Annotated in this window: 12 protein-coding genes; 6 read left to right on the forward strand and 6 right to left on the reverse strand. The window is 63.5% G+C overall.

All coding sequences use genetic code 11. The features are described from left to right. Nucleotides 1–74: 74 nt before the first annotated feature. The 6 genes from AC04SH_RS06380 to AC04SH_RS06405 form a co-directional block, all read right to left on the reverse strand. Nucleotides 75–1,478 carry an MATE family efflux transporter gene (locus AC04SH_RS06380; protein ID WP_488574388.1) on the reverse strand — a complete coding sequence of 468 codons (1,404 nt, stop codon included), beginning with the start codon at nucleotides 1,476–1,478 and terminating at the stop codon, nucleotides 75–77. 179 nt (nucleotides 1,479–1,657) lie between these two features. Further along, nucleotides 1,658–2,419, reverse strand: a complete 762-nt coding sequence (locus tag AC04SH_RS06385) for an SDR family NAD(P)-dependent oxidoreductase (protein WP_488574389.1) — start codon at nucleotides 2,417–2,419, stop codon at nucleotides 1,658–1,660. A gap of 10 nt (nucleotides 2,420–2,429) precedes the next feature. Further along, a complete protein-coding gene (locus AC04SH_RS06390) occupies nucleotides 2,430–3,242 on the reverse strand; it encodes an ABC transporter permease (protein WP_488574390.1) in 813 nt (270 codons plus the stop codon). Continuing rightward, nucleotides 3,242–4,105, reverse strand: a complete 864-nt coding sequence (locus tag AC04SH_RS06395) for an ABC transporter permease (RefSeq protein ID WP_488574391.1) — start codon at nucleotides 4,103–4,105, stop codon at nucleotides 3,242–3,244. Before AC04SH_RS06395 ends, AC04SH_RS06390 begins: the two co-directional genes overlap by 1 nt. A 62-nt stretch (nucleotides 4,106–4,167) precedes the next feature. After that, nucleotides 4,168–5,331, reverse strand: coding sequence for an ABC transporter substrate-binding protein (locus AC04SH_RS06400; RefSeq protein WP_488574392.1), 1,164 nt, complete (start codon nucleotides 5,329–5,331; stop codon nucleotides 4,168–4,170). Further along, entirely contained in the window at nucleotides 5,312–6,448 is a 1,137-nt protein-coding gene (locus AC04SH_RS06405; RefSeq protein ID WP_488574393.1) for an ABC transporter ATP-binding protein, read from the reverse strand. Before AC04SH_RS06405 ends, AC04SH_RS06400 begins: the two co-directional genes overlap by 20 nt. Before the next feature lie 113 nt (nucleotides 6,449–6,561). On the opposite strand from AC04SH_RS06405, the gene AC04SH_RS06410 reads away from it, so the two are divergent. From AC04SH_RS06410 to AC04SH_RS06435, 6 genes are all read left to right on the forward strand, one after another. Beyond that, a complete protein-coding gene (locus AC04SH_RS06410) occupies nucleotides 6,562–7,371 on the forward strand; it encodes a response regulator transcription factor (RefSeq protein ID WP_488574394.1) in 810 nt (269 codons plus the stop codon). A gap of 95 nt (nucleotides 7,372–7,466) precedes the next feature. Further along, nucleotides 7,467–8,384, forward strand: coding sequence for an AraC family transcriptional regulator (locus AC04SH_RS06415; protein WP_477232072.1), 918 nt, complete (start codon nucleotides 7,467–7,469; stop codon nucleotides 8,382–8,384). Nucleotides 8,385–8,613: 229 nt separating this feature from the next. After that, entirely contained in the window at nucleotides 8,614–9,885 is a 1,272-nt protein-coding gene (locus AC04SH_RS06420; RefSeq protein ID WP_488574395.1) for an ABC transporter substrate-binding protein, read from the forward strand. Nucleotides 9,886–9,982: 97 nt separating this feature from the next. After that, on the forward strand, nucleotides 9,983–10,849 hold the full coding sequence (locus AC04SH_RS06425) for a carbohydrate ABC transporter permease (protein WP_477232074.1): 867 nt from the start codon (nucleotides 9,983–9,985) through the stop codon (nucleotides 10,847–10,849). Next, nucleotides 10,846–11,673 carry a carbohydrate ABC transporter permease gene (locus AC04SH_RS06430; RefSeq protein ID WP_488574396.1) on the forward strand — a complete coding sequence of 276 codons (828 nt, stop codon included), beginning with the start codon at nucleotides 10,846–10,848 and terminating at the stop codon, nucleotides 11,671–11,673. Before AC04SH_RS06425 ends, AC04SH_RS06430 begins: the two co-directional genes overlap by 4 nt. A gap of 15 nt (nucleotides 11,674–11,688) precedes the next feature. After that, entirely contained in the window at nucleotides 11,689–12,735 is a 1,047-nt protein-coding gene (locus AC04SH_RS06435; RefSeq protein WP_488574397.1) for an NAD(P)-dependent alcohol dehydrogenase, read from the forward strand. Nucleotide 12,736: the final 1 nt, after the last annotated feature.

Here is a 12,736-nt window from a genome sequence, read left to right on the forward strand (position 1 = left end):
TAGCCAGGCTTAGGTTGGATCGGTAGCCAACGGCAGCTTTAGCGACAGCAACTGGCGGGCCGATTGGTGCGCCATCAATGGCTGAAGACGAGCGGCGGCGCGATGCGGTCTCGCCGCAGCCAGCGGGCCAGGAGGAGCACCGCCACCACCGCCAGACCGGACGCCAGGCCGATCCAGATGCCGACGCCGTGCAGGCCGAAATGGAAGGCGAGCAGCACGCCGAGCGGCAGGCCTATGCCCCAATAGCCGATCGCGGCATAGATCATCGGCACCTTGGTGTCGTGCAGGCCGCGCAGCATGCCGGCGGCAACGGCCTGCGCACCGTCGAAGATCTGGAACAGCGCGGCAAAGGCCAGGAACGACACGGCAAGCGCGATCACCCTGGCGTTGACCGGATCGGTTATGTCGATGAAGGCGCTGATCAAAAGATGCGGCCACAGCACCATCACCAGCCCCATCAGCGCCATGAATGAGACGCCGATGACAAAGGCGGTCCAGCCGGCGCGCGAAACGCCTGCCGGATTGCCGGCGCCGTGGGCGAGGCCGACGCGCACCGTCACCGCCTGGTTGAGGCCGAGCGGCACCATGAAGGAGATCGAGGCAATCTGGATGGCGATGGCGTGCGCGGCCAGCGAATCCGCATCGATCAGGCCCATCAGCAGAGCTGCCGCGTTGAAGATCGTCACCTCGAAGGCGAGGATGCCGGCGATCGGCAGGCCAAGCCGCAGCAGGCCCTTGAAGCGTGGCCAGTCGGCGCGCCAGAAGCGCCCGAACAGGCGATAGCGGCGGAACTTCTTCTCCAGCATCACCACCGCCGCCAGGCCGCAGAACATCAGCGTGCTCGACAGCGTCGTGGCGAGCCCCGAACCGGCAATGCCCATCGCGGGGACGCCGAGATTGCCGTACATGAACACCCAGTTGAAGAGGGCGTTGCAGGCAACGGCGACAAAGACGATGACCAGCGCCCAGCCCGGCCGCTCCAGCGCCGAGATGAAGGAGCGCAGCACGATGTAGCCGTAGAAGGGCAGAACGGCCCATTCGAGCCAGCGCAGATAGATGCCGGCTTGATGGGCTAGACGGGGCTCCTGTCCCATGGCCAGCAGAATGGCTTCACCATGCCAAAGCACGATCCAGATCGGGATCGCGATCAGGATTGCCAGCCACAGGCCCTGGCGCACGGTGCGGCGCAGGTCGCGCACCGAATAGCGGCGGCGGCCAAGCTCGGTCGCCATCATCGGCGAGGTCGCCAGCATCAGGCCGAGGCCGAAGATCAGCGGCATGAAATAGAGGTTGGCACCGAGCGCGCCGCTGGCCAGCGTGTCCGCTCCCAGACGCCCCATCATCATGACGTCGGTGGCGGTCATCGCGGTCTGGCCGAGATTGGTCAGCACCATCGGCCAGGCCAGCGCCAATGTCGCCCTGATTTCCTGACGCCAAAGATTTTCCGGCGCACGAGCGCCGGCTTCGATCGCAGACATTGTCCTGCTCTTTCCGATTGCGGCGCGTCGGCAATAGGCCGGAAGCCGCACTTCCAAACGGCAAAACCTTCGGTTTCGCGGCGTTTGCGTCGTCTAATGAACGAAACGCGACATGAAGGCAAGGGAGGACGGGCTGGCAGCGATTGAGCCAGAGACCCTCCCACCCGGCTGTCCTTGGATCAGCCGATGCTCTCGCCGCCGTCGATGACCAGTGCCTGGCCGGTCATGAAGGATGAGCGGTCGGAGACGAGGAACAGGATCGCTTCGGCGATCTCTTCGGCGCTGGCCCAGCGCCCCATCGGGATCTTGGTGCGGACATAGGTCTCGATCGCTTCGCGCCCACCCATCTGGGCGATGAACGGCTCGTTGAAGGGCGTGTCGACCCAGCCCGGGCAGAGCGCGTTGACGCGCACATTGTGCCGGGCATAGTCGAGCGACATCTGCCTGGTCATCGCCACCACCGCATGTTTGGAGGTGGCATAGGCGATCATCTCGCGGTCGTAGAACACACCCGAATTCGAGGCCGTGTTGAGGATGACGCCGCCGCCTTGCGCGACCATCGCCGGCATGATCAGACGGGCGGCCAGAAACTGCGCCCGTACATTGATGCGCCAGGACGCATCCATGCCATCGACTTCGACCTCGGTCAGCGCCCCGCCGACCTGGATGCCGGCATGGTTGTGCAGAATGTCGATCCGCCTGTGCTTGTCGAGCGTGCCGCCAATGAGTTGCTCGACAGCCGTGTCATCAGCGACATCGGTCGCGATCGCTTCTGCCTGCCCGCCCACTGCCCGGATGTCCGCCGCCGTCGCCTCGCCGCTGGCCTGATCCCGGTCGGCGATGACCACCAGCGCGCCTTCCCTGGCCATGATCATGGCGCCGGCACGGCCGATGCCGGAGCCGGCGCCCGTTACCACGGCGATGCGGTCTTTGAGGATCATGGTGCGGCTTTCAGTTTGACGGCTTGCGCTGGCGCAGCTGCCATTGGGCAAGCACCACGAGCAGGACCGAGGCGACGAGCACGATCGTCGCGATGGCGTTGATTTCCGGCGTGACGCCGCGCCGGATCGAGGCGAAGACATAGATCGGCAGTGTCGTCTGCGCACCAGCGACGAAGAAGGCGACGATGAAATCGTCGAAGGAGAAGGTGAAGGCGAGCAGGAAGCCGGCGACCACCGCCGGCATGATCTGCGGCAGGACAATCGAGCGGAAGGTGGTCAGCGGCGTCGCGTAGAGATCGCTCGAGGCCTCGACCAGATTGCGGTCGAGGCTGGCGAGACGCGTGCCGACGATCATCGTCACCAGCGCCATGGAAAACAGGCCATGCGCGGCGATGATCGACCCATAGCCCAGCGACAGCCGTGGCGGCTGGTCGTCAGGCCAGATCGAGGCGAGGAACGGGTTGAGCACGCCAAACAGCTGGACGAGCGCGACCAGTGTGGAGATGCCGATGACGACGCCGGGAACGACGATCGCCGCACCCATCAGCGCGTCGAAGACGGCGCGGGTTCTGACACCAACACGCGCCAGGCCGAGCGCCGCAGCCGTGCCGCACACGGCCGCCAGCAGCGCGCTGGTGGTGGCGATGAACAGGCTGTTCTTCAGCGCCTCGACCAGGAACGGGTTCGACAACGCCGTGCCGTACCATTGCACCGAAAAGCCGGTGAACTCGCTGGCGTGACGGCCGGCGTTGAAGGAGAACAGCACGACCAGCGCGATCGGCAGATAGAGGAAGGCAAAGACAGCGGTGATGAAGGCGCGCATCAGATCAGGTCCACCCGTCGGGCGCCCGACACCCGTGTAGAGATGCGGTTTGCCGCTATCAGCACCACCACCGAAACCGCCACCAACGTGATCGCGATGGCCGAGCCGAACGGCCAGTTGCGCGACTGCAGGAACAGGTCGACCAGCGCATTGCCGATGAAGAACACCTTGCCGCCGCCAAGCAGCGTCGGGATGAGGTATTCGCCGAGCAGCAGGATCATGACCAGCGAGAAGCCGGTCATCACGCCGGGCAGCGAAAGCTTCAGGGTCACGCCCAGAAAGGTCGAGAGCGGCGTCGCGCCGAGATCGGCGGAGGCTTCCAGCAGCCGCCGGTCGAGCCGTTCGAGGCTGACATAGATCGGCAGGATCATCAGCGGCAAATAGCCGTAGACGATGCCGAGCAGCACGGCGCCCAGCGTGTTGATCAGCCTGACATCCTCGATGCCGACGAACGCCAGCAGCGCCGGGATGCCGCGTCCGCCCAGAATGTACATCCAGGCATAGGTGCGCATCAGAAGGCTGGTCCAGAACGGAATGACGACTAGCGCCAGCAGGATCAGCCGCCAGCGTTGCGGCGCCTTGAGGGCAAGGTAGTAAGCGACCGGGTAGGCGACGAACAGACAGGCAAGCGCGCCCACCGGCGCCAGCATCATCGTGTTCCAGAAGGCGGTCGCCCGCGCCGGGAGGTTGGCGTATTGCGCCAGCGTGAAGGCGGTCTGATAGCCGCCTTCCGGCGCCCGCTCGCCGACGCTGAACACGGCAATGGCGATGAACGGCAGCACCAGAAACACCACCAGCCACACTGTGGCCGGAGCGAGCAGCAGCGCTGTCAGAAGATTGTGCCTAAATCTGTTGCCGTGCATGAAAACCGCCCCGAGGCCGGCGGGCATAGGCCCGCCGGTTTTCCGTTTGCTTCAGGCCAGCCTCAGGCCGACTTGAATCGGGCCATCAGTTCGGCGCGGCCGGGATCGGTCAGCGTTGCCGCCGCGCCGAATTCCAGCGGCGTCAAAAGGTCGGCCGCCGGATAGAGGATCGGATTGTCCAGCACTTCCTTGGGCAGCAGCTTGTTGACGCGTGCATCGGTCGACGGCGCGCCATTGGCGAGGTGCTCCTTCACCGCGACCTCAGGATTCATCAGATAGTTGAGCAAGGCATAGCCGGCCGGCTTGTTCGGCGCGTCCTTCGGGATGGCATAGAAGTCGGTCCAGATCTCGCCACCCTCCTTGCCCAGCACATAGGCGATCTCTGGGATATCGCGATGCAGCTGCGCGCCGTCATTCGTCCAGCACATGGTCATCCAGGCGTCGCCCGCCCGCATTCCGGGCTGATAGTCGGACGAAACCGCGAACAGATGCGGCTTGACCTTGAGCAGCAGTTCCTCGGCCTTGGCAAGTTCGTCCTGCTTCAGCGAGTTGAAGGAATAGCCGTAATATTTCAGCGCGTTGCCGATGGTGGTCAGCTGGTAGTCGTGCACCATGGTGCGGCCATCGCCCTCAGCCATGGCGGTGTCCCAGAACTCCTTCCAACTGGTCATCGGCTTGGCCAGCTTCTTAGTGTTGACGGCAAAGCCGGTCGTGCCCCAGTTCTTCGGCACCGCATAGGTCGTGCCGTCGATCGTGCCTTCCGAGGTGAAGCGCGAGTCTTCCTGGGAGCCGTCGAAATTCGGCAGCTTCGCCATATCGAGCGGATCGATGATGCCGAGTTTCTTGTAGGTCGAGATGGTGTAATTGGTCGGCACGAACAGGCTCCAGCCCGAAGCGCCGGCCTGCAGCTTGGCAAGCATCTCCTCATTGGAGCCGAAGACGTTGACCTCGACGGCAACGCCGGTGTCCTTCTTGAAGTTTTCGAAGGTCTGCGGGTCGTGATAGTTCGGCCAGGTGGCGATCGACATGCGGTCACCAAGGTTTTCGGCGGCGAAGGCCGGCGCCGGTATGATGCCGATCTCGCGCGCCATCACCGCGGTTGCGATGCCAAGGCCGGTGAGGCCGAGGAAATCGCGGCGGCCGATTGAGCCGCGCTTCAAACGCATCAGTTGGTCGACGAATTTCTCAGGGCTTATCGGCAGTCCGTCACGATATGATTTCGACATTTTTTGCTACCCTCTGGTTGGTCCCGTTGTTCTTGATCTCCGGAAACGCCAGCGGCGTCCCGGAGGCAAAGCCGATGGCGACGGGTTCACCCGGCTTGAAGAGATTGCCATGGCCGATCAGATGGTCGGCCTTGGCCAGCAGCGTTCCGATGCCCTGGACCTCGATGGCGTATTCCGCCGTCGAGCCCAAAAAAATCCGGTTGCGCACGATGCCCTTGAACGGGCTGCCTTCCGTAGCGCCGAGGCTTAGCGATTCAGGGCGCAGGCTGACCGAGACGGTCTCGCCCTTCTGCAAGGCGGTCCGCTTGCGCGCGGCAATGACGGTGCCGTCGGCGAGCGCCACGTTGACCAGGTCGCCTGTATGCCCGGCGACCTTGCCACTCAGCAGGTTGGTCTTGCCGACGAAATCGGCAACGAACAGGTCGGCCGGCTCATCATAGATTTCGCTCGGTTGCCCCAGTTGGACGATACGGCCGCCATTCATGACGCAGACGAAATCGCTCATCGACAGCGCTTCCTCCTGGTCGTGGGTGACCAGCACGAAGGTGATGCCGATCTCGCGCTGCAGGTTTTGCAGCTCGATCTGCATGTCGGTGCGCAGCTTCTTGTCGAGGGCCGCCAGCGGTTCGTCGAGCAGCAGCACCGCCGGCTTGTTGACCAGCGCGCGCGCCAGTGCGACGCGCTGCTGCTGGCCGCCGGAGAGTTCGTGGATCTTGCGGCCGCCATAGCCGGCGAGCCGCACCATTTCGAGGGCCTCGCCGGCGCGCCGGCCGATCTCCTGTGACGACAGGCGCGGCCGTGCCTGGCGCAGCCCGTAGGATACATTGGCTTCCACATCGAGATGCGGAAACAGCGCGTATTGCTGGAACACCATGTTGACCGGCCGGCGATAGGGCGGCGTACCGGCCATGTCCTGGCCGCGGATGAGCACCTGGCCTTCGCTCGGCTGCTCGAAGCCGCCGATCATGCGCAGGCATGTGGTCTTGCCGCAGCCGGACGGGCCGAGCAGGGCGACAAAGGCGGAGGGCGGAATGGCGAGATCGATGCCGCTGACAGCGGTCACCGCGCCATAGCGCTTGGTGACGCCGCGAAACTCGATGTCGGGCACTGCGGTCAAAGTGCTGGCTCCAGCAACAGGGCTATTTCAGGACGCTACCAGAGCCAATGGCGGCTAGTATATACCTCGCAGGTGGTATATCTGATCTATTTTCTCGTTTAAGGGGGTATAGGTTGAGTGCGTCCCGCGGCGACGAATACGCCCAGCTCGCTGCGCTTGTCGCGGCAACGCGAGAGACCAGCGGCGACCTGTTCGGCCAGGCAATGGTCGGCTGGCTGAGGCAGCATGTCAGCTTCGACCACTGCGTGATCTTCGGTTATCGCGGTGCCTCGCGGCCGCCGCTGCTGTTCGAAACCTTCTCGCCTGCCGAAAGCCATGTCTTCGTCACGCTCTATCAGGAAGGCCCCTATTTGCTCGACCCGTTCCATCACGCCGCCATCGAACGCAAGGAGGGGTTCTGGCGCATGCGCGAACTGGCGCCGGACCGCTTCTATGCCAGCGAGTATTTTCGCACCTACTACAGTCAGACAAGGCTCGCCGAGGAGGTCGGCTTCTTCGTCCCATTGCCCGGCAAGGATGCGCTGGTGCTGTCGCTGATGCGATTGCAGGCCTCGGGGCCCTTCGGCACCGCCGATGCCAGGCTGCTGCGCGACATGGCGCCGGCGGTGATCGGTTTCGCCCGGTTGCGCTGGCCGGCTCTTGCGGCCGACGAGCCGGACGAAGCGGAGCAGGACGAGACGATCGCCGCGACCAACGAGTTCGACCGTGCGCACATCTGGGAGAGCCTGTCGCTGACCTCGCGCGAAAAGCACGTCGTCGACCTGGTGCTGCAGGGGCATTCCACCGAGTCGATCGCGAGAGCGATGCGCATCGTGCCGGGAACCGTGAAGGTTCATCGCCGCAACATCCACCGCAAACTCGGTATCAAATCCCAGGCCGGGCTGTTCGCCCGTTTCATCGAGATCATCGAAAACCGGCGCTGAAATCGCGAAGCTAGACATCGTTCACTTGCCGGCCACAGACTGCTAGGAACGGCTTGAGACCGGACCGCATCCGGATTTCGCCCGGAGAGCAGAGGATGGCATTCAGGCGCAGAAAGAACACGGCCGCGATCCCGCGCACGGTGCCTGCCTTCGAGCACATCGTCACCGAGGCGAGCGACAGTTTTCTGTGGCGCGTGGACGACTATCCCTGGGAGCGCAATGTCTGGAATTTCCATCCGGAATACGAAATCCATCTTTTGCGGAAATCCTCTGGCGTCGTGCTGGTCGGCGACCACATAGGCGAATTCGGACCGGGCTACCTGACCATCGTCGGCGGCGGGCTGCCGCATGACTGGGTAACGGCGGTGCAGCCCGGCGAGCTGATCGAAGGCCGGGACATTGTGCTGCAATTCGACCCGCAGCGGCTGCGCGGATCGGCCGGGTTGTTGCCGGAGCTGCGCGAGCTGGAGCCGTTCCTGGAGCGGTCGCTGCGCGGCATCGTCTTCCACGGCCAAACCGCGCTTGAAGGCGCCGCGCTGATGGAGCGGATGGGCACGGTGCACGGGCTCGCCCGGCTCTGCCTGTTCCTCGAACTGGTGGATCTGCTGGCCAGGACCGACGAATACGAACTTCTGTCGTCGCCGGATTTCTCACCCGCCCTCGATGCAACCTCGCTGGACATCATCCAGCGCACGCTGACCTATCTGTTCCAGCATTTCGCCGAGGACCTGAAGCTGCCGGAGGTGGCGGAACTGGCCGGCATGAGCGAAAGCACGTTTTCGCGCTTCTTCCAGAAGAACACCGGCAACTCCTTCAGCGACCACATCGCCAAGCTCCGGCTCTGGCAGGCCTGCAAGCTGCTGGCCGACACCGATATTCCGATCACCGACATCTGCTTCCAGGTCGGCTATATGAACATCTCCAACTTCAACCGCGCCTTCCTGCGCAAGCACAAGATGACGCCGTCATCCTATCGCAAGCTGTCGCGGCAGCGGCTGACGATGCGTGCCTGAAAACCGCCTTTCCCGGCCCATCGGTACTCACCTGACGGACACCGTCTCCATGGAGCCGGTTTTGCAGCGCACAATGCATAAAAGTACAGGTCTGCTGCAACGGGGCTTCTAGCGCGGCCTTTAGCAACTCCTCATTTTGGCGATGGGTGGCTTGTCGCTCGGGCGATGGCGAGGATCGCGCAATCCGAGGACTTCCGCTTCCTGCGACTGTTCCTGGAGGAGAAAATCAATGAAACCAATTCGGCTCGCTGCGAGCATAAGCGCAGCTTTCATGCTTACCACGACCCTCTCGACCATGGCGCTGGCGGCGCCGGTCTGCTCGGCGCCGGTCAAGGTGCTGGCGCAGCCGCGCGACGGCCTGACGCTGCTGGAAGAGTCCAAGGACGAGTTCCAGAAACTCGCCGGCGCCAGCTTCCAGATCGATTATCTCAACGAGAACGACCGCCGGGCAAAGTCGCGCGCGGATGCGTCCACCGTCGGCAACTACAACGTCTACTATGTTGACGAGGCCAATGTCGCTTTGTTCGCCTCGTCGAAATGGATCGTGCCGCTGGCCGACTATTATCCGGCTGATTACGACTATGCCGATTTCGATCCGGGCCGGCAGAAGGTCGCCACCTATGACGGCAAGGTCTGGTTCGCGCCGCTGACCGGCGGCGGCGACCTGATGGTCTACCGCAAGGACATTCTGGAGGCCGCCGGCATCCAGCCGCCGAAGACGCTGGACGAATTGATCGCCGACGTGCCGAAGCTGACCGACCCGGACAAGGGCATGTACGGCATTGCGTTGCGCGGCGCGCGTGGCTCGGGCGCCAATGTCTGGCGCTGGATGCCGTTCTTCAAGGCCTATGGCGGCAAGTGGTTCGATGGCGACAAGCCGGCTTTCAATTCCGAGGCTGCCGTCAAGGCGACCGAGACATACCTGAAGCTGTTCAAGGATTCGGCGCCCGGCACGCAGACCGGCAGCTGGGATGAATCGACGGGCGCCTTCCTGGCGGGCCAGGTTGCCATCCTCGTCGAATCCACACCGCTGTCGGGCATGGCGGTCGACCCGAAGACGTCGCAAGTGGTTGGCAAGATCGGCTTCCTGCCGCCGCCTTCGCCGCTCACCGGCGGCGGTTATGGCCATGGTCTTGCCATTGCTGCCAAGGCCAATGCCGATGACACCTCGAAGAAATGCGCCGGCCTGTTCATCGCCTGGGCGACGTCGAAGGAGAACGAGAAGCGCCGGCTCGACGCGCATCAGTTCGGCGAGCTCAACCGCACCAGCGTGCTTTCCAGCAAGGAATTCGCCGACATCTATGGCGCCGATCTCGGCCAGGCGCTCGCCGAGACCGGCAAGGTGACGGCGGTCAACTTCTGGCAGGATCCGCGCTGGCCGGATCTCGGCGACCGCTGGGGCATCATCCTGGAGGAGCTGGTCACCGGCACGCGCACCGACGTCAAGGGCGGCCTCGACGAGCTCGAAGCCTACGCCAACGAGCTGGTGAAAAAGAAGTAATCCTCCCGCCCGCGGCGCGCGATCCACGGCATTCGGTAGGATGCCGGGACCTGTGCGCCGCGGGTCTCCCCCGAAAGGCACATCCCGAGGATAGGCAATGCGCCGACGTTCTTCCCTGCCCGTGACGTTTCTGGTTCCGACGCTCGCCATTCTGCTGGTGCTGTCGATGGTGCCGACGCTCTACGCCATCGTCATCGCCTTGCAGAACCGCGAACTGAGCTCGTCGGACTATTCCTGGGTCTGGCTGTCGAACTTCATCGATCTGTTCCTCGACCGGCGTTTCCTCAACGCCGTCTGGGTGTCGGTGAAATGGGAAATCGTCACCGTCGTGGCGACGATGGTGGTGGCGATCGGGCTCGGCGTGCTGATGTTCGAAGCGGCGTCGCCACGGCTGCGCAATTTCTACTGCCTGCTGTTCATCATCCCGGTGCTGTTGCCGCGCGTCTCGGCGGCCTTCGTGTGGAAGTTCGCCTATCATCCGCTCTACGGCATCGCCACCTACCCCTACCGGCTGATCACCGGCGGGCTGATCTTCGATCCGCTGTCCAAGCCATCGACGGCTTTGTTTGCCGTCGCCTCGGTCGATGTCTGGCAGTGGGGACTGTTCTTCGCCGTCATCGTGCTGAAGCTTTTGGAGACCTTGCCGCCGCAGCCGATCGAGGCGGCGCGGCTCGACCATGCCAAACGCTGGCAGATCCATGCCTATGTGACCTTGCCGATGCTGAAGGCGCCGCTGATCAGCCTGATGTTCGTCAAGATGATCGAGTCGTTGCGTTCCTTCGACCTGATCTATGTGATGACGCGCGGCGGGCCGGGCGTGGCGACCGAGACGCTCGACATGTACGCCTTCTCGCAGGGCTTCATCGAATCCGGCAAGGTGTCCTACGCCTCGGCCATGGCGGTGCTGATGATGATCGCAACCGTCATCACCTTCACCATGCTGTGGAAGCGGGTGCAGGCATGAGGCCACATCGCACAAGATTAGGCCTGATCATCGGCAAGACCATCCTGGCGTTTGCCGGCTTCATGGCGGTGTTTCCGCTCGCCTGGACCGCACTCAATTCGCTGAAGAACAATGTCGACATCATCACTCGCGTGCCGCGCCTGGTGTTTTCGCCGACATTCGACAACATCCGCTACATCATCGGCCGCGACAGCGTCATGACCGGGCTCTACAATTCGGTCATCGCCTGCGGTTGCGCGGTGCTGATCGGTGTCGTGCTTGGCCTGCCGGCGGCCTATGCGGTGGCGCGCTATCCCAATCGCTTCGCCGGCGACATCCAGTTCTTCGTGCTGTCGCTGCGCTTCCTGCCGCCAGTCGCGGTCGCCATTCCATTGATGGTGATCTGGCTGCAGATCGGGCTCTACGACACTTTGCCGGCGCTGATCGTCACCTACTCGCTGCTCACCATCTCGGTAATCATGTGGCTCGCCATCCCTGCCTTCCAGGCAGTGCCGAAGGAAATCGAGGAAGCGGCCTTTGTCGATGGCTACGGCGCCTATTCAGTGTTCTGGCGGATCGCGCTGCCGGTTGCGGCGCGCTCGCTGATCGGGGCCGTCGCCTTCAGCTTCGTTCTGGTGTGGAACGAGTTCTTGATCGCGCTGATGCTGTCCAGTTCCAACGCCAAGACCTTGCCGATCGTCGCTTCCGAACTGTCCCAGCAAGGCATGAACGTGCCGTGGGGCATCCTCAACGCTTCGGTCGTGCTGTTGTCGCTGCCGCCGCTGCTTTTTCTCGGCGTGCTCAGCGGCTTCCTGAATTCTGTTTTCCGGCAAAAAAAGACTTGATGCGAGGACTGACCGATGCGGGCACTGGTGCTTGAGAAAAAAGGCGAACTGTCGCTGCGCGAAATCGCGCTGCCGCTCGATGTCGGACCGGACGATGTCAAAATCGCCATCCACACGGTCGGCGTCTGCGGCAGCGACGTGCACTATTATACGCATGGCGCCATTGGCAGCTATGTCGTGCGGGCACCTATGGTGCTCGGCCATGAAGCCTCCGGAACGATCGTCGAGGTGGGTGCCAATGTGGAGACGTTCAAGGTCGGCGACCGCGTCTGCATGGAGCCCGGCGTGCCGAACCTGTCGTCGCGCGCGACAAGGCTCGGCATCTACAATGTCGATCCCGACGTCAGCTTCTGGGCGACACCGCCGGTGCATGGCGTGCTTGCTCCTCAAGCGGTGCACCCGGCCGCCTTCACCTACAGACTGCCCGACAATGTCTCTTTCGCCGAAGGCGCGATGGTCGAACCCTTTGCCATCGGCATGCAGGCGGCCACCCGCGCCCGCATTGTTCCGGGCGATGTCGCCGTTGTCGTCGGCTGCGGGCCGATCGGCATCATGATCGCGCTTGCCGCCCTTGCCGGCGGCTGCTCGAAGGTGCTGATCTCCGATTTCTCCGCGCCCAAGCTTGAGATTGCCGCCCAATACGCCGGCATCGTGCCGGTCAATATCGGCGAGCAATCGCTGGCCGATACGGTCGCCGCCGCTACCGACAATTGGGGCGCGGACATCGTCTTCGAGGCGAGCGGCAGCCCGAAGGCCTTTGCCAACCTGTTCGATGTCGTGCGGCCTGGCGGCGCGGTGGTGCTGGTCGGGTTGCCGGTCGAGCCGGTCAGCCTGAACGTTCCGGCGGCGATCTCCAAGGAAGTGCGCATCGAGACGGTGTTCCGCTACGCCAACATCTTCGACCGCGCGCTGCAGCTGATCGCTTCGGGCAAGGTCGACCTCAAGCCGCTGATCACCGGCACCTATGCCTTTGCCGACAGCATCGAGGCCTTCGAGCGAGCGGCGCAAGGCAACCCGCAAGACGTCAAGCTGCAAATCCTGCTTACCGGCGAGAAGGGCTGAT

Source organism: Mesorhizobium sp. CNPSo 4688 (genome assembly GCF_057784295.1).